The organism is Geobacillus sp. B4113_201601 (genome assembly GCF_001587475.1).
GTDB lineage: Bacteria > Bacillota > Bacilli > Bacillales > Anoxybacillaceae > Geobacillus > Geobacillus icigianus.
Genome location: NZ_LQYX01000121.1, coordinates 260,008 through 278,104, shown reverse-complemented (window position 1 = coordinate 278,104; position 18,097 = coordinate 260,008). Strand labels below are relative to the sequence as shown.

Here is an 18,097-nt window from a genome sequence, read left to right as displayed (position 1 = left end):
GCCTTCAAGATCAGCACAACCGATGGTGCGGCAGAAGCAGTCCGTACGTATATCGAGCAACGAAAGAGGGTGTCCCGATCCTTTCGGGACACCCTCCGGGGCGCTTATTCCTCAAGCAACGCGAACTCGTCTTGCTGCGGTTCACCGCCCGCCTCGCTGCCGTCAATGCCGTAATGTTGACGGATGGCACGGGCGATTTCATCGGCAATATGCGGATTTTCTTTCAAAAATTGCTTTGCGTTTTCCCGGCCTTGGCCAAGCCGTTCGTCTTTGTACGAATACCACGAACCGCTCTTTTGCACGATGTCGAGTTCGGACGCCATATCGATGATTTCCCCTTCGCGGGAAATGCCTTCGCCGTACATGATGTCGACATCAGCTGTTTTAAACGGCGGCGCGACTTTGTTTTTGACGACTTTGATTTTCGTCTTGTTGCCGACCATGTCGTTGCCTTGCTTGATTTGTTCGGCGCGGCGCACTTCTAGGCGGACGGAAGCGTAAAACTTCAGCGCCCGCCCCCCCGGCGTTGTTTCTGGATTGCCAAACATGACGCCGACTTTCTCGCGGATTTGGTTGATGAAAATGGCGATCGTTTTCGATTTGTTGATGGCGCCAGACAGCTTGCGGAGCGCCTGCGACATGAGGCGGGCTTGCAAGCCGACGTGGGCATCGCCCATCTCTCCTTCAATTTCCGCTTTCGGCACGAGCGCCGCCACCGAGTCGATGACGATAATATCGACCGCGCCGCTTCGTACGAGCGCTTCGGCGATTTCGAGCGCCTGTTCGCCGGTGTCGGGCTGGGAAAGCAACAGTTCATCGATATTGACTCCTAATTTTTGCGCATAGATTGGATCGAGCGCGTGCTCGGCATCGATGAAAGCTGCTTGCCCGCCCCGCTTTTGCACCTCAGCGATCGCGTGAAGGGCAACGGTCGTCTTCCCTGATGATTCCGGGCCGTAAATTTCCACAATCCGCCCGCGCGGATAGCCGCCGACGCCTAACGCGATATCGAGCGCCAGCGAACCGCTCGGCACAACGGAAACTTTTCGTTCCACTTGCTCACCGAGCTTCATGATGGCCCCCTTGCCAAACTGTCGTTCAATTTGTTTTAACGCCTGCTCCAACGCGGCTTGACGATCTTGATTCACTCATTTCCTCCTCCTTTTGTAAGGCTACTTATACTATACACCGTTTTCTGACCATTGCCAAGCAAAAAATCGAACGTTCATTCGTTTTTTTTGGTGGGGAAACTAGCAACAATCGCCATGCTGATCCGGCGGAAACAAACGATGGGCGGTGGAGGGTGTGAAAGGAGGGAGCGGCCGAGATTAGCGGTCGGCCGCAAGCAGCTCCAGCAGCAGAAAACAACCGTATTTGGCGGCGCGGATGCGGATGTCGCCGCGCGTGCCGGACAACGTCAAACGGCGGACAGCGGTGCCGCGCTCGCGCATGGCAATGCCGATATAGACGGTGCCGGGCGGATGGCCTTCAAGCGGGTCGGGGCCGGCGACGCCGGTGAAGCTGATGCCGACATCGGCGCCGCATAGCGAACGGACGTTTTCCGCCAACACACGCGCGCACGATTCGCTCACCGCCCCGTCCGTTTCGAGAAGCGGCCGCGGCACGCCAAGCACCTGTTGTTTGACGCCGTTCGTGTAGCAAACGACGCCGCCTTGAACGATCCGCGACGCCCCGGGAACGGCGGTGAGCTGTTCGAGAAACAGCCCGCCGGTCAGGCTCTCGGCCGCCGCGATCGTCCATCCTCTTTCTTTTAACCGTTCGCTTGTCTTCGTAAACAGCGTTTCGTCGTCATAGCCGTAACAGTAGCGGCCAACGCGCGCCAAAATCGCCGCTTCTGCTTCATCAAGCAGCCGCTGCGCTTCCGCCGCGTCCCGGTGCTTCGCCGTCAAGCGGAGCGTCACCTCGCCGTCACCGGCCAGCGGCGCGATCGTCGGATTCGATTGCGCGTCAATCAAATCGGCGAGCGCCGTCTCCAGCGCCGCTTCGCCGATGCCAAAAAAGCGGAGCACACGCGACTCAATGCGTCCGGACAGCGGGAACGCAGCGCGCAAAAAGGGGATCCCGTAACGGGTAAACATCGGGCGCATTTCTTTCGGCGGCCCGGGCAGCAACATGTACGTGATGCCCGCGACGGTGAGCGCCATCCCCGGCGCCATGCCGTTTTCGTTTTTCAGGACGGTCGCCCCTTCCAAAACGAGCGCTTGCTTTTTGTTGTTGTCTGTCATCGGCCGATGGGCGCGGGCAAAGTACGCTTCGATTGCCCGCAACGCCTCTTCATCGATGACGAGCCGGCGGCCAAGCAAACGGGCGATCGTCTCCTTCGTGACATCATCCTTCGTCGGGCCGAGACCGCCGGTGAAGATGATGAGATTCGCCCTCGTTTGCGCCGTTTTCACCGCCTGCTCAAGGCGGCCGGCGTTGTCGCCGACAACCGTCTGGAAATAAACATTGATGCCCAAGGCGGCAAGCTGCTGCGACAAAAACTGGGCGTTCGTGTTGACAATTTGGCCAAGCAGCAGTTCCGAGCCGACGGCGATGATCTCCGCGTTCAATGAACAGCCTCCTCCTTCGCGGCTACCCTATTATTTAGAGCGAGCGAACGCATGTTTGTTTTTCGCAAAATAATCCCATCCCGACCAAACGGTGAAAATGACCGCCACCCAAAGCGCCAAGTCGGCAAACGGGAACGGGATGAGCGAAAACGGTAGATTATGAAGCAACAAGGCGGCAATCGCGATAATTTGCGTCCACGTTTTAATTTTGCCGAGCATATTGGCTGCCACGACTTCCCCCTCACCGGCAAGCACGAGCCGCAAGCCAGTGACGGCAAACTCGCGGCTGATGATGATGATCACCATCCAAGCCGGCGCGAACCCGAGTTCAACGAGCACAATGAGCGCCGCCGATACGAGCAGCTTATCGGCAAGCGGGTCCAAAAACTTGCCCAAATTGGTGACAAGCCCATACTTGCGAGCATAATAGCCGTCAATCCAATCCGTCGTTGACGCCACGATGAAAATGAGAGCGCCGACAAGATGGGCGATCGGGAGCACCTCGCCGCCGATGCGAATGCTGCCCCAACCGAACGGGACGAGCATCACAATCAAAAAAAACGGGATCAACATGATGCGCGCTACCGTAATTTTATTCGGCAAGTTCACAACGAATACCTCCGCTACTCAACATCGATGCGGGCAAAGAAGCGGCTTTCGCTGCGAAAGGCCGCCTCTTGCCGTCACTTTTTCAAGATGAATCGCAGTTTTTGAAACACTTCATCGTTTGGATCAAACGGATAGGCAAACGGCTCCCCGTTTACTTTTACATCAACGTCAAGCGCGTTGCCGATTTTCACCCAGACTTCGCTTTCCGCGGACAAATCGAACGTTTTCGTCTGGCCTTTCATTAAATTGTTGCGGAAAAACGAATGGCCTTTCGTGTTGTACACGTCGACCCAAGATTTCCCGCGCGATGACAGCTCGATGGTGAAGGTATCGGCATGTTGCACTTCAATCGTCGCCGTATTGCCGCTTTTCTCCTTTACACTGAGCGTCGCGGCCGGCTTTTCTTCGCTTTTAGCCGGAGCAGACTGCTCGTTTTCTTCACCGCCTTCACGGGTCGTTTGCTCCTCTTCTTTCGGCTTTTTCGACTGCTCAAGCGGCGAATGGTTCGACTTTTCCACTTCCGCCGTTTTCGTGCTTGTCTTCGCCGGCGGCACTTCCGCCGTGTTGCGCTGAAGGAGCAGCCAGACGAGAACCGCGGCGCCGATCACCGCGGCAACGCCGAGCAGTTTCGGCAGCCAATCGAGCCATTTCGCTCCCTCCGCGGACAATTGTTGGCGCGTTTTCACGCGCGAGAGCGGTTGTGGAATGTCCTCTTGATACGATTGGGGAATATCCTGCTTGTATTGCTCAAACAGCTCGTCCGGATCGAGGCCGACCGCCTCGGCATACTGCCGGATGAAAGCGCGCACGTAAAAATTTCCCGGCATAATGGCGTAATTTCCTTCCTCAATACCGAGCAAATACCGCTTTTGAATTTTCGTCAACTCCTGCAGCTCATCCAAACTCATCTTCTTTTCTTCCCGCGCTTCTCGCAAACGTTTCCCTAGTTCTGTCAACGGACAACACCTTCCGTTTTTTAGACTTGAAGCAAAGAAAAGCGATTCACTGATGACCTTTGCCAAACGCGTAGGAGGCTGGTGATTTACTCGCGGCTACGGCTTTACGATGTTAAAATCTCGTTACATCGGTCCTGCTTTTCGCTCATTCTCTCATTGATAAAGGGAATGAGCCGTTGTTCACCAGCCTTATAGGGGGCGCCCTATTACAATCCGAACTCGGAAAACCCGTCGCCGCCTAACAACGTCGGGCGCTCAATCGCTTCATACGAAATCTCTTCATCCGGTTCATGGCGCAGCTCAATAATGTAGTTAAAATCGTCGAGCGTGTATTCCGTATGGCGGACAAACAAATCCGGATGTTCGACGACCTTCGTCGCCTCAAGGCGCATCAGCTCGCGGACCAGCTGCCAATGCTGCTCATTTCCGCGGCGCGCTGAGACGATGCCGTCAATGATAAAAATATTGTCGACGCTATATTCGTCTTCCATGAGCTGCGTGCGCACCGTTTGCTTGATGAGCGTCGATGAGACAAACATCCACCGCTTGTTGGCGCACACGCTGGCGGCAACGATCGACTCCGTCTTGCCGACGCGCGGCATGCCGCGAATACCGATCAGCTTGTGCCCTTTTTCTTTAAAAATTTCCGCCATAAAATCGACAAGCAAACCGAGCTCATCGCGGACAAAACGGAACGTTTTTTTGTCATCGGCATCGCGCTGGATATAACGGCCGTGGCGAACGGCGAGACGGTCAAGCAGCTTCGGCTGGCGCAGTTTCGTCACCGTAATGTTGTCCATCGTCCGCAAAATCGTCGCCAGCCGCTCGATTTGCTCATTGCTGTCGCAAAGGAGCAGCATGCCGCGGCGCGAGTCCCGGACACCGTTGATCGTCACGATGTTGATGGACAACATGCCGAGCAGCGAAGCGACATCGCCGAGCAGCCCTGGGCGGTTGACATGAATTTCGTATTCCAAATACCATTCCTGCTTGCCCATTCCGTCTCCTCCTTGCCGGTGTCCGCACAAACGCCTTATGCTAAATTCATACTACTATAACCGCAAATGGAAAAGCAACCGAAAAGGAGGAGGAAAAACGCCATTTCCATGCGAGGGGAACAGCAAGGGGATCTGCCCGGCCGGATCGTCTCCAGCGGCGGCCTTGGCCGCATGTTCGGGGCGAAAGCCGCAGCCGGCTTCCAGCAGAAAAGGTGCCCCGCTCTTTCGTTTGGGACACCCCGTTTGTTTGTTCAGTGTTGGCGATGTTGAACGAGCTTCACCATCATATTGGCGAGCGCATGCTGTTCTCTTTCATCGGCTACGCTCCAAAGGTCAGCAAGCACCCGCTCTTCCGGGTTTTTCGGATCGACGTGTTTGGCCAAATAGTCCCCGATTTGATAAGCGACATCGGAGATGACTTGCTGGTTCAACCCTTGTTGCTGCGCCTGCTGCAGACGTTCAGCTAAGAATTCTTTCCATTGTTCAAAGTTGTCCAATACCGACATGTCTATTCCCTCCTTGATGAACGTTTCAAGGATAGTTTGCCTGTCCGAAGCCAAAATATACGTTTCGCCGCCTTAGCGGTCCCGATTGGGCAAGAACAAAACGGGCACCAACATCGAAGGTGAAACATCGATGTCACACACCGCTCGGCAGCCTTTTCATTCAGAAAAGTTCCATAGGCAACGTTTGCCCTCCACCTAGGGATGAAAATCCGCGTCAGTCCTGCATTTTCACAGAAAAGATCCATGGACAGTGGATTCGCCCTCCACCCAGGGGATGAAAATCCTGCGCCAGTGCGGCATTTTCACGGAAAAGATCCATGGACAGTGGATTCGCCCTCCACCCAGGGGATGAAAATCCTGCGCCAGTGCGGCATTTTCACGCTGATTGTGCAAGGTTTCTCGAATTGAGAAATGGATGGAATCAGCAGTATTTTGCACGAAACACCAGCCCCATAGGCATTTAGCAATGCCAGCCGCCGTTGACGGAAATGACTTGGCCCGTAATGTAGGAAGCGGCGTCTGATAAGAGAAACGCCACCGTTTTCGCCACCTCCTCCGGGGTGCCGAGCCGGCCGGCGGGAATTTCATCGACCAGCGCTTGAAGATCTTCGGCGCCTAACGGCCGCAGCATGTCGGTCTCGATCGCTCCAGGGGCGACCGCGTTCACGCGAATGCCGCTTGGGGCCAGTTCTTTGGCGAGCGCTTTGGCAAACGCGTTCTGCCCGCCTTTGGTCATCGAATAGACGGCTTCACAGGAAGCGCCGCACACCCCCCAAATGGAGGAAATGAACACAATATGACCGCGCTTGTTCGCAATCATCGGCGGGAGCAACCGTTTGATCAACAAAGCGGGGCTCGTGACATGAAGATGCACCATGCGCTCTATCAGTTCGTCATTCATATCCGTCAGCAGCCCGTAATAACTGGCCCCGCTATTGTAAACGATGGCGTCGATCGGCCGGTCGATTTGCGCGAGCAGCCGATCGACTTCGGAAGGCATCGACAAGTCGGCTTCCACCGGAACGACATGCGTGCCGGCCAATTCTCGCTGCAGCGCAGCGACCGGAGCCCGCCGCCGATAGTAATGAAGAAACAGCCCATAGCCGCTTTTAGCCAATTCGCGGGCGATGCTTTGTCCAATCCCCCCGGAAGCGCCGGTAATCAAAGCGTAGCGCATAACGTTTCCCCTCCTTTTCCATCCACCCCATTAATGATTGATGAGCGAGCCGCGTTCACCGCTTCGTATAAACACCATAGACCGAGCCTTGTTCGCTGAAAAGACCCGCAAATCGCAACTTCCGCGCGATCGGCAAGCCGGCGACCGCCGATATTGCCAAGACTCGCGAACAGCGGTGCGCCCTCCACAAAATCTTTCACGGCCGGCGGGAGCGTCTTGCGTCAGACTCGCGAACAGTGGTGCGCCCTCCGCCCCAAGGTGAGCATCGCCGTTTTGGGGAATGCTCACGAAAAAAGAGGGCCCGCCAAACAGCGAGGAAACGCCCTCTTCCCGATCAACGGCGCGCATCCGCATCGTCTTGGACATGCGTCCATGTCGCAGACGAACCGGAGCGCAAACCTCTTTATGACTCTTTGGGCACGACTTCGCAAACCGCGAGCTGCGAATCGCGGAAGCAAGCCGAAGCGACGTCCGCTATCTCATCGATCGTCAGCGCGGAGAGCACCGGCAAAATGTCAAACAAGCTGGCGCCGTAAAACGCGTAGCGCGTAAACTGGTTGGCGATGTATTCCGGCGAGTTGAGCGCGCGCAAAAAAGCGCCGATCTTTTTCTTTTTCACCCGCTCGATTTCTTCTTTCTTTATGGCGTCGACATCCAACGACAACAGCACCGTTTGAATTTCTGAAGCGAGGCGCTCAGCATCGCGCGTATCGCCGCCGACGAGGGCAAAGCCGAATTCTCGCTCTTCGGTATAATCGTACATGAACGTATCATCGATCAGCCCTTCGCGGTACAGCCGTTCGTAATGCGGTGAGCTTTTGCCGAACAAGTAATCGAGCAGCACGTGAAACGCGAGCTCATGGCGCAGCTTTTGCCCGCCGGTATTCGGCACGGACGGCGCTTTGATGCCGACAAAACATTTATTCGTCTGCACGTGCATCGGAATGATTTTTTTCTTTTCCGCCACGGCGCTTGGCTCTTCGTACGCAAACCGCTTCACTTCCGGCGCCGGCGGAAACGACTTTTTCGCCTGATTGTCGCGGATTTGCTGCATCATTTTTTGCTCATCGACCGGCCCGACGACAAACAACAGCATGTTGCTTGGGTGATAAAACGTTTCGTAGCACTCATACAGCAGCTCTTTTGTAATCTTGGCGATCGATTCGACCGTACCGGCGATGTCGATTTTGACCGGATGGTTGTGATACATGCTTTCAATGGCGCCGAAGTAAACGCGCCAGTCCGGGTTGTCATCGTACATGCGGATTTCTTGGCCGATGATGCCTTTTTCTTTTTCGACCGTTTTGTCGGAAAAATACGGCGTTTGCACAAAATCGATCAATGTCTCCAAGTTTTTCTCAACGTTATCGGTGCTTGAGAACAAATAGGCGGTGCGGGTGAACGTCGTAAAGGCGTTCGCCGACGCGCCTTGTTTGCTGAACTGCTGAAACACATCGCCATCCTCTTTTTCAAACAGCTTATGCTCCAAAAAATGGGCGATGCCATCCGGGACGCGTTTCATTTCCGTTTTTCCGAGCGGCACAAACTGATTGTCAACCGAACCGTAATTCGTCGTAAACGTCGCATACGTTTTATGGAATCCTTTTTTCGGCAATATATAGACGTCCAAGCCGTTTTCCATTTTTTCGTAAAACAGCGTCTCGCCTAGCGTTTCATACACCTGTTTTTCCATCGTCCGCCCCCCCTTCCATTCCGGTCAAAAAGTAGACGGTATCGAGCGCCACTTTGCCTGCGACGCGCACCACGTCTTCGCGCGTCACTTGATCGGTGCCGGTCAGCCATTCCTCGATCGAGCGCTGCCGCGTGGAAACGACGTTATGGTACAGCACTTCGACGAGTCCGCGCGGCGTATCGAGCGTCTCAAGCAGCTGATTGCGGATGACCGCTTTCGTCTGCACCATTTCTTCATCGGTGAAATCGCCGTTTTTCATCGCCTGCATCTGTTCATCAATGATGCGGCGCGCCTTCTCGTAATGGGCCGGCTCAATGCCCGACATCACCATCAACAGCCCTTTATGGCTTTCCAGCCGAGAGGCGGCATAGTAGGCGAGGCTCGCTTTTTCGCGGACGTTGATGAACAGCTTCGAGTGAGAAAACCCGCCGAAAATGCCGTTAAACAGCTGCAAGGCGTAGTAATCGTCGTCCTCGTACGTCACGTCAGTCCGATAGCCCATGTTCAGTTTCCCTTGCTTGACATCTTGCCGCTCGATCACTTCGTTCACTTCCCCTCGCGCTTTGGTCGGAGCGAGCGGCGCCTGTGCGGATGGCGAGCGTGTTGGCAAAGCGAAGCGGTTCGTGACCGCAGCGAGCACCTTTTCTTCTTCGACGTCGCCGATGACATACAAATCGAGCTCATCGTCCGCCAACGCCTGCTCATAATAGCGATACAGCCCCTCGGCGGTAATGGCATCGACATCTTCGAGCTCGCCGTTCGGCGAGAGGGCGTACGGCTCGCCTTTGCACATTTCCTGCACAAGGCGCATGTTCGCATAACGCATTTTGTCGTCGTACACCGCCTGAATGCGCTGGCGGAGCGCCCGTTTCTCTTGTTCGACGATCTCAGGGACAAACCGGCCGCCATCGAGCGCCGGGCGAAGCAGCAGATCGGCGAGAAGCTGGAGCGCTTTATCGAAAAGCGCCGGCCGTTCCGGCAAAAACTGTTCGTTGGCGACATCGATGCGAATCGTCACCACATGCTGTTCGCCTTTTTTGCTCAAATCGACCTGAAGCGTCGCTCCGTACAGCTCATCGAGATGGGTGCGCAGCGCCTTTACGCTTGGATAGTCAGCGGTGCCGCTTTGCAGCACATGCGGCAGCAGCGCGCGCATCGTCACCGTCTCCTTGGCAAGAGGGGCCTTCATTTTCCAAACGATCGTGTTCGTTTTGTACTTATCGGTCGGAATCGTATGAACGCGTACCGGTCCGACCGCTGTGACTTTTTCGTCGACCAATCCAACTCCTCCTTACTGTTGCCCAAAGTGCGCTACCTTTTTTATTGTAAAACTCCTTAGCAACAATATACCTTTTGGCCAGCGAAAAATGCAAATCATTCCATCCAGTCAAAAACGGCCGTCCGTTGTTCGGACAGCCGTTTTCGTCACCGTTTTCCTTTAATGTATGGCGTGCCGGCCGCTTTGGGCGCTTCCGCCCGGCCGATGAAACCGGCCAACGCCAAAATGGTAAGCACGTAAGGGGCGATAAGCAAGTAAACGGTCGGCACGTTTTTCAACAGCGGAATCGTTTGGCCGACGATGCTCAAACTTTGCGCCAAGCCGAAAAAGAGCGCCGCCCCCATCGCCCCGACCGGATGCCATTTGCCAAAAATCATCGCCGCGAGCGCCATAAACCCTTGCCCCGAGATCGTCGCATGGCTGAAGTCGCGGGAGATGATCGTCGCGTACACCGCGCCGCCCAGCCCGCCGAGCGCCCCGCTGATCATGACGGCGATATAGCGCATTTTGGCGACGTTAATCCCCATCGTATCGGCCGCCATCGGATGTTCGCCGACCGCGCGCAGCCGCAGGCCAAACGGCGTTTTATAAATGACATACCATGATACAAACGCCAAAGCAATGGCAATGTACGACGGCACATAGGCGTTGGAAAACAACAGCGGCCCAATGATCGGGATATCGCTTAATACCGGCACATCCATTTTGTCAAATCCGACTTGAATTTGGTCGGTTTGTCCTTTGCCGTACATTTTTTTCACCAAAAACAACGACAAGCCGAGAGCCAAAAAGTTGATCGCCACCCCGCTGACGACTTGATCGGCGCGAAACGTCACCGACGCGACAGCGTGCAGCAAGGAAAAGACAGCCCCGACGATCACGGCCGCCACTAAGGCGAGCCATGGTGTCCATGCGCCCAATCGATCGGCAAACGTCAAATTAAACACAATCCCGACAAACGCGCCGATGGTCATAAGCCCTTCCAGCCCGATGTTCACAACGCCGGACCGTTCGCTGAACACGCCGCCAAGCGCGGTGAAAATAAGGGGGGCCGCAAAGAAAATGGCCGTCGGGATAATCGTCTGCAAGACATCGTACACGCTCACTTACTCCGCCCCCTTTTGTCCACGAGATAACAGCCAGCGGATCATGTAGCTGGATGCGACAAAGAAAATAATGAGCGCGATAATGATATCGACGAGCTCAGTCGGCACGCCGGCGCTTGACGGCATTTCCAGCGCCCCGACTTTCAAGGCGCCAAACAACAAGGCAGAGAGCAAAATGCCAAACGCGTTGTTGCCGCCGATTAAGGCGACGGCAATGCCGTCAAACCCAAGGCCGGTGAATCCGGCTTTCGTAGAGATGTTTCCAAACGTCCCAAGCCCTTCCATCGCCCCGGCGACACCGGCAAAAGCACCGGAGATGACCATGGCTAAAATGATGTTGGCGCGCACGTTCATGCCGGCGTACTGTGACGCGTGCTGATTGAAGCCGACCGCGCGCAGCTCAAACCCTTTCGTTGTCCGCTCCAACAAAAACCACATGATGAACGCCGCGGCGATGGCGATGAAAATGCCGTAATGCATCGTCGAGTGGTGCGTGATCGCCCCGAAAAACTCGGACTGGAGCGAGGCGCTCGGCTTGACCGGATCCGATTTGAATCCTTCATCCGACAGCACCGAGCGGATGATGGCGTTCGTGACGTGCAAGGCGATATAGTTCATCATGATCGTAATAATGACTTCATGGACTTTCAAATAGGCCTTTAACACGCCGGGAAGCAAGCCCCACAACGCCCCAGCCGCAGCGGCTGCCAAAATGGCGAGCGGCAAATGGACGATTTTGGGCAAATCAAACGACACCCCGACCCAAACGGCGGCGAGCCAGCCGACGATCAGCTGCCCTTCGACCCCGATATTAAACAAGCCGGTGCGAAACGCGAACGCGACCGCCAAGCCGGTCAAAATATACGGCGTCGTCTGCCGGATCGTTTCGCCGATATAGTACGTATCGCCAAACGCTCCGTATACGAGAGCGGAAAAGCCAGCGATCGGATTGTAGCCGCTTGCGAGCATCACGATCGAGCCGGCAATCATGCCAAGCAAGACCGCCAGCACGGGAATGAAAAGTTGTTGAAGGCGATTGGATTTCATGACGACACACCCGCTTCCTTCCGTTTGCTTCCGGCCATCAACAGCCCAAGCTCTTGCTCCGTCGTCGCTTTCGGATCGACGATGGCGACGATTTTTCCTCCGTAAATGACGGCGATCCGATCGCTGACGTTCATGACTTCATCGAGCTCAAACGAAACGAGCAGCACCGCTTTCCCGCGGTCGCGCTGTTCGATGAGCCGTTTATGAATAAACTCGATCGCTCCGACGTCAAGCCCCCTCGTCGGCTGGGCGGCGATCAACAAGTCCGGATCGCGGTCGACTTCGCGGCCGATGATCGCTTTTTGCTGGTTGCCACCCGACAACGCCCTTGCTTTCGTATACTCATCCGGCGTGCGCACGTCAAACTCGCGGATGAGCTGGCGCGCTTTTTCATAAATCGCCGTGAAGTTCAACAAGCCCCGCTTGGAGTATGGCGGCTTGTAATACGTCTGCAGCACCATGTTCTCGCCGATCGGAAAATCGAGCACCAGCCCATGCTTATGCCGGTCTTGCGGAATATGGCCGACGCCGGCTTCGATGATTTGGCGCGGCGGCAAGTTCGTAATGTCTCGGCCGTTGAGCCGAATCGTCCCGGATTCTGCTTTGATCAAGCCGGTTATCGCTTCGATCAGCTCGGTCTGCCCATTGCCGTCGACTCCGGCAATGCCGACGATTTCACCGCCGTGCACCGTCAAATTCAACCCATTGACCGCGGCGAGCCCGCGGGCGTCTTTGACGACCAACCCTTCAATTTCAAGCACCGGCGTTCCCGGTTCGGCCGGCCGTTTTTCCGTCGTGAATTGCACCTCGCGGCCGACCATGAGCGCCGCCAGTTCGTTCGGGTTCGTCTCCGCTACATTGAGCGTCGCAATCCCTTTGCCGCGGCGGATGATGGTGACGCGGTCGCACACTTCCATAATTTCCTTGAGCTTATGGGTGATCAAAATAATCGATTTCCCCTCGCGGACAAGGGTGCGCATAATGTCCATCAGCTCGCGAATTTCCTGCGGCGTCAACACCGCTGTCGGTTCGTCAAAAATCAAAATGTCGGCGCCCCGATAGAGCGTCTTTAAAATTTCCACGCGCTGCTGCATGCCGACCGAAATGTCAGCGACTTTCGCCGTCGGATCAACAGCAAGCCCGTATCGTTCCGACAGCTCGCGCACCTCCTGCTCGGCCCGCTTGATATCGATCGTTCCCGCCCGCGTCGGCTCGCTGCCTAAAATAATGTTTTCGGTGACGGTGAACGTATCGACCAACATAAAATGTTGATGCACCATGCCGATACCGAGATCGTTGGCGACGTTCGGGTCGGTGATGCGCACCGGCTTCCCTTTGACGCGGATTTCGCCGCCATCGGGCTGATAAAGGCCAAACAGCACGTTCATGAGCGTCGACTTGCCGGCCCCGTTTTCGCCAAGGAGGGCGTGGATCTCCCCTTTTTTCACTTGCAGCGTAATGTTGTCGTTGGCGACAAACGCGCCAAACACTTTGCGGATGTTGAGCATTTCAATCACGTATTCCAAACGCTTCACTCCCCATTTCGGCAAGGTCAAAATCACAAAATGAGAGGCGGCAGCGGAACGGCCGCCCTTCATTTCATGATTTTGAAAAAGGCTAGCGCACGCACTAGCCTTCTTTACCGTTGTTCGTCACTTGATCGTCGCAGCGAATTGTTCATACTCTTTCCGGTTGGTCGGGACTTTCACTTCACCTTTAATTATTTTTTGTTTCCACTCATCAACAGCTTTCAAAACGTTTTCCGGAACGTTGCCGCCAGTCGTAGCGACGCGAATTCCGTTTTCGGGCAATCCGTACTCGATCGTTTTGCCGCCCGGGAAGTTTCCGGCTTTCGCCTGTTTCGCCAAGTCATACACCGCCACATCGACGCGTTTTACCATCGAAGTGAGCGTGACGTTGTACGTTTTGTCGCCCACTTTCACTTCCCCTTCCGGCGCTTGGTCTTTGTCGACGCCGATGACCCAAATTTTACGGTTCGGATCTTTTTTCTTCAAGTCTTTCGCTTCTGAGAAGACGCCGTTTCCGGTCGCTCCAGAGGCATGGTAGATGATATCGATGCCAGACGCGTACATGCTCGAGGCGATCGCTTTCCCTTTGTCCGCTTGGTCGAACCCCCCGGCGTATTGCACTTCCACCTTCGCTTTCGGGTTGACGGCTTTGACGCCGGCGCGGAACCCGCTTTCAAATTTCTCGATCAGCGGAATTTCCATGCCGCCCACAAACCCGATTTTGTTTGTTTTCGTCATCAACCCGGCGACCACGCCGACGAGGAACGAACCTTCATGTTCTTTGAACGTGATGCTGGCGACGTTCGGCTCGTTCACCACCGTGTCGACGATGGCGAAATGGTTTTTCGGGTTTTGCTTGGCGACTTCTTTCACCGCGTCGCCCATCAAGTAGCCGATGCCGTAAATCAAATCAAAATCGCTGCGCACGAGTTTGTTTAAGTTCGTGGCGTAGTCGGAATCGCTCGATGACTGCAAGTAGTCATAGCCGCCGCGGCCTTTTTCAAGCCCATTGTCTTTGCCGAATTTTTGCAATCCTTCCCAAGCCGACTGGTTGAACGATTTGTCGTCGATCCCGCCAACGTCGGTGACCATGGCGACGCTGAACGTATCTTTTCCGTTGCCCCCGGCATTATTTCCCCCTTGACCGCCACAGGCGGCGAGCATCGTGCTGGCGGCAAACAACGTTGACACTAGAAAACCAAGCCGCTTTTTCATCATCCATTTACCCCCTACATAAAAATTGGTTTCTTCACTTAGTATGGAACTGCCTTTCTGCTTCTATGTACCCGTTTTCACCTCCTTAAAAGCCAAACCGCTTCCGCATGACATGGAAGCTGAATTTGTCGGAGCGAAAATAGTTGATCGAATAAAAGATGGCTTCGTCGTTTTTATCGAAATGCATTTGTTTCAAAACAAGCAAAGCCGTTTCCGGATCGCATTGCAAAATCGGCGACACTTTTTCGTGATAGCCGAGCGGCTCGATGCGCGCGACCGCATAGGCGATGTCGCGGTGCGCTTGGTTGTGCAGGCTTTCAAACAGCGATTCCTGCTCATACGAAATGCCCCTTGGCAAATATTTGCACAGAATTTTGTCGATGCAGTAAACGACCGGTTCGCCATCGGCCGTACGCACCCGCTCGATCAGCAATAACCCCTCGTCCGGCCCGCATTGAAAGCGGCGCATGTCGTCCTCGGTCGGATGCTGAATCGAAGAGGATAAAAAAATCGTCCCCGGTTTGCGTCCGGCTTGGCGGATCATATCGGTCACGCTTGAGAGCTGCTCGATGCCGGACGTAAACAGCGGACGAGCATTGACAAACGTTCCGACGCCATGGCGGCGAATGATGACGTTTTCTTCTTCGAGCACCCGAAGCGCCTCGCGCAGCGTCGCCCGGCTGACTCCGAGCTGCTTGGCCAGTTCAAACTCAGACGGCAGTTTTTGCTTTTCTTTGTACACGCCTGTTTCGATATCCCGTTTTAAGCGATCGATCACTTGCAAATACAGATGGCGGCTGTCTGCTTTGATTGACATGACAATGTCCTCCACGTTTCCGCTAAAGATCAGACCTCTGACATTAGACATATAACCTTTTCGAAAATACTATATCACGTTTTCTTGGGCAAATAAATAGGCGATATCAAATTTTGTCGAAGAAAAAGAAACAGGTTTGATAACGCTTCCAATAAGATGCATCATAAGGCGGGCGGCGCTGATTTTTGCCCGCCTTATTCGGTTTAGGATGTCTTTTTGATGTCCTCTTTCGACCACAGCACCGCGCGCGGTTTGCTTCCTTCATACGGCCCGACGACGCCGCGCTCTTCCATGGCGTCGATCAAGCGGGCGGCGCGGTTGTAGCCGATGCGGAAGCGGCGCTGCAGCATCGAAACGGACGCGCTCTGCATTTCGACCACCAAGCGGACGGCCTCGTCGTACAAGTCGTCATCAAGGTCGCCGGCCGATGGCTCGCCGTCCTCGACCATCATTTCTTCATAGTATTGCGCTCGCTGCTGGCCGATGACGTACTGAACAACGTCTTCGACCTCTTGATCGGAAACGAACGCCCCTTGCACGCGCACCGGTTTGGAAGCTCCCATCGGCAAAAACAGCATGTCGCCGCGCCCGAGCAGCTTTTCCGCTCCGCCCATGTCCAAAATCGTGCGCGAATCGATTTGCGACGAGACGCTAAAGGCGATGCGCGACGGGATGTTCGCCTTAATGACACCGGTGATGACATCAACCGATGGCCGCTGGGTGGCGATAATCAAATGGATGCCGGCCGCCCGTGCCATTTGCGCCAAGCGGGTGATGGCTTCCTCAACATCCGATGACGCCACCATCATTAAATCCGCTAGCTCGTCGATGATCACGACGATGTACGGCAAGAGCGGCTGCTGTTCCGGCACCGTTTCGTTCTGCTGGCGGATCTGTTCGTTATACCCTTCAATGTTGCGCGTGCCGGTGTGGGAGAACAGCTCGTAGCGGCGCTCCATTTCTTGGACGACTTTTTTCAGCGCTTGGGCCGCTTTTTTCGCATCGGTGACGACCGGCGTCAGCAAATGAGGAATGCCGTTATACACGCTCAGCTCGACCATTTTCGGGTCGATCATCATCAGCTTGACTTCATGCGGCTTCGTGCGCATAAGCAGGCTGACGATGATGCCGTTGATGCAGACGCTCTTGCCGCTGCCGGTCGCGCCGGCGATTAATAAATGTGGCATTTTGTTCAGTTCCGCCGCCACGACTTCTCCGGAGATGTCGCGGCCAAGCGGAATTAAAAGCTTCGCTTCCGCCTTGGTATGCTCAACGGCTTCCAGCACCTCGCGCAGCGAGACGGTCGCGATTTCTTCGTTCGGCACTTCAATGCCGATCGCCGATTTGCCGGGAATCGGCGCCTCGATGCGGATGTCTTTTGCCGCCAACGCGAGCGCCAAATCGTCGCTTAAGCTGACGATTTTGCTCACTTTCACCCCGACGTCCGGATACACTTCGTACTTCGTCACCGCCGGACCGAGATGCACTTGCGTCACTTTCGCCTTGACGCCAAAGCTTTGGAACGTTTTTTCCAGTTTGCGGGCGTTGGCGTAAATGTTGGCATGGTCGGCCGACTGCCCGGCCGGTTTCGGCAAGCGGAGCAAATCGAGCGGCGGCAAGTCGTAGTTCGTATTTTCATGGGCGGAAAAGGCCAACGGCGGCGTCGGCTTCCCTCTGTCCCCACCATCTTCCGCCCGTTCGCTCTCCTCTTCCGGCTCAGCCGCCGAACGGACAGCGGCAAAATCGGAGATGATCGGGGGCGGAGACAGCATTTCCTCTTCCAGCTCCGCCGCTTCCGCCGACTCCTCCTCAGGCCGGGCCGCGCGCCGCGTCCGCCGGCTTTGGCTGCGGTTCGCTTTACCCTTCCTTCCCGCTCGCCATTGCTTCACATCCTCAAGAAACGCCCGCCATTCTTGACGAACAACCGATGCGGCAAGTCCGATCCATCGGCCGGCTGTGTCACGCAGCGGCTTTCCGGTGAGGATGATCAAGCCAACGAGAAACAAGAGGAAACAAATCCATTTCGTCCCAGTTGAATCAAACAGCTGATAACTGGCGGCAAACAGCAGAGCGCCTACCATCCCCCCGCCTAAATCGGCATCGGCCGTCTTGCCGCTCGCTTCATTCCAAAACAAGGCCCACGTCGTCCGTATGACGCTCGGATCCCACTGTCCGCGACGCGACATCAGCGCAAACAGCCTGTCATGGCTTAAAAGCAGGAGCGCCGCCGCGATGACCGCCACGCCGACAAACGGGCGGCTCGTCCATGACGGCCACTGCCGCTGCCAGATAAGCGCCGCTGATAACGCCAAAAGGCCGATCAACAATAGCATGTACCATTCGCCGAAAAAAAAGCGGCTGATGAGCACGAGCGTTTCCCCAACGAGCCCAAGGCGGGCCATCGCCACCACGGCCACGGCGAGCAAGCTAAGGCCGATCAATTCAAAGCGAACGGTTTCCACCCATGACTGCCCTTTTGGCCGTTTTCCTTTTTTTCGTCGCTTTCGTTTCGCCATGTTTCGTTCACTCCAACATCTTTTCAGTGGCAAAGCCGGAAAAAAGCAGCCAACAATGGCTGCTTTTTCTGTTTGT

At 55.4% G+C, this 18,097-nt stretch carries 15 protein-coding genes; all 15 read right to left on the bottom strand.

All coding sequences use genetic code 11. From position 1 onward, the window contains the following. Positions 1-104 precede the first annotated feature (104 nt). Positions 105-1,148 carry a recombinase RecA gene (gene recA / locus B4113_RS17870; RefSeq protein WP_033023151.1) on the bottom strand — a complete coding sequence of 348 codons (1,044 nt, stop codon included), beginning with the start codon at positions 1,146-1,148 and terminating at the stop codon, positions 105-107. Between the two features lie 180 nt (positions 1,149-1,328). Then, positions 1,329-2,573: a competence/damage-inducible protein A gene (locus B4113_RS17865; protein ID WP_033023150.1), complete on the bottom strand. Its 1,245-nt coding sequence runs from the start codon at positions 2,571-2,573 to the stop codon at positions 1,329-1,331. Positions 2,574-2,603: 30 nt separating this feature from the next. Beyond that, positions 2,604-3,182 (bottom strand): CDP-diacylglycerol--glycerol-3-phosphate 3-phosphatidyltransferase, encoded by a 579-nt coding sequence (gene pgsA, locus B4113_RS17860; protein WP_033023148.1) that lies wholly within the window; start codon positions 3,180-3,182, stop codon positions 2,604-2,606. Between the two features lie 74 nt (positions 3,183-3,256). After that, a complete protein-coding gene (locus tag B4113_RS17855) occupies positions 3,257-4,138 on the bottom strand; it encodes a helix-turn-helix domain-containing protein (RefSeq protein WP_033023146.1) in 882 nt (293 codons plus the stop codon). 206 nt (positions 4,139-4,344) lie between these two features. Further along, positions 4,345-5,136 (bottom strand): DUF3388 domain-containing protein, encoded by a 792-nt coding sequence (locus B4113_RS17850; protein WP_033023144.1) that lies wholly within the window; start codon positions 5,134-5,136, stop codon positions 4,345-4,347. Positions 5,137-5,387: 251 nt separating this feature from the next. After that, positions 5,388-5,642, bottom strand: coding sequence for a DUF3243 domain-containing protein (locus tag B4113_RS17845; protein ID WP_033023142.1), 255 nt, complete (start codon positions 5,640-5,642; stop codon positions 5,388-5,390). Positions 5,643-6,102: 460 nt separating this feature from the next. After that, entirely contained in the window at positions 6,103-6,819 is a 717-nt protein-coding gene (gene ymfI, locus B4113_RS17840; RefSeq protein WP_033023141.1) for an elongation factor P 5-aminopentanone reductase, read from the bottom strand. 403 nt (positions 6,820-7,222) lie between these two features. Beyond that, complete coding sequence (gene yfmH, locus B4113_RS17835; protein ID WP_033023140.1) at positions 7,223-8,512, bottom strand: EF-P 5-aminopentanol modification-associated protein YfmH; 1,290 nt, start codon at positions 8,510-8,512, stop codon at positions 7,223-7,225. Then, positions 8,493-9,791: an EF-P 5-aminopentanol modification-associated protein YfmF gene (gene yfmF / locus B4113_RS17830; protein WP_033023139.1), complete on the bottom strand. Its 1,299-nt coding sequence runs from the start codon at positions 9,789-9,791 to the stop codon at positions 8,493-8,495. The genes yfmH and yfmF overlap by 20 nt, the downstream gene beginning before the upstream one ends. Positions 9,792-9,937: 146 nt before the next feature. Further along, positions 9,938-10,897 carry an ABC transporter permease gene (locus tag B4113_RS17825; RefSeq protein ID WP_033023137.1) on the bottom strand — a complete coding sequence of 320 codons (960 nt, stop codon included), beginning with the start codon at positions 10,895-10,897 and terminating at the stop codon, positions 9,938-9,940. Further along, entirely contained in the window at positions 10,898-11,944 is a 1,047-nt protein-coding gene (locus B4113_RS17820) for an ABC transporter permease (RefSeq protein WP_033023135.1), read from the bottom strand. Then, the gene (locus B4113_RS17815) at positions 11,941-13,470 is read right to left on the bottom strand and encodes an ABC transporter ATP-binding protein (protein ID WP_061912747.1); all 1,530 of its coding nucleotides are present in this window, start codon (positions 13,468-13,470) and stop codon (positions 11,941-11,943) included. Before B4113_RS17815 ends, B4113_RS17820 begins: the two co-directional genes overlap by 4 nt. Positions 13,471-13,596: 126 nt before the next feature. Then, positions 13,597-14,688: a BMP family protein gene (locus tag B4113_RS17810; RefSeq protein WP_033023266.1), complete on the bottom strand. Its 1,092-nt coding sequence runs from the start codon at positions 14,686-14,688 to the stop codon at positions 13,597-13,599. 85 nt (positions 14,689-14,773) lie between these two features. Beyond that, the gene (locus B4113_RS17805; RefSeq protein ID WP_033023133.1) at positions 14,774-15,505 is read right to left on the bottom strand and encodes a GntR family transcriptional regulator; all 732 of its coding nucleotides are present in this window, start codon (positions 15,503-15,505) and stop codon (positions 14,774-14,776) included. Positions 15,506-15,708: 203 nt separating this feature from the next. Then, entirely contained in the window at positions 15,709-18,021 is a 2,313-nt protein-coding gene (locus tag B4113_RS17800; protein WP_033843543.1) for a DNA translocase FtsK, read from the bottom strand. Positions 18,022-18,097: the final 76 nt, after the last annotated feature.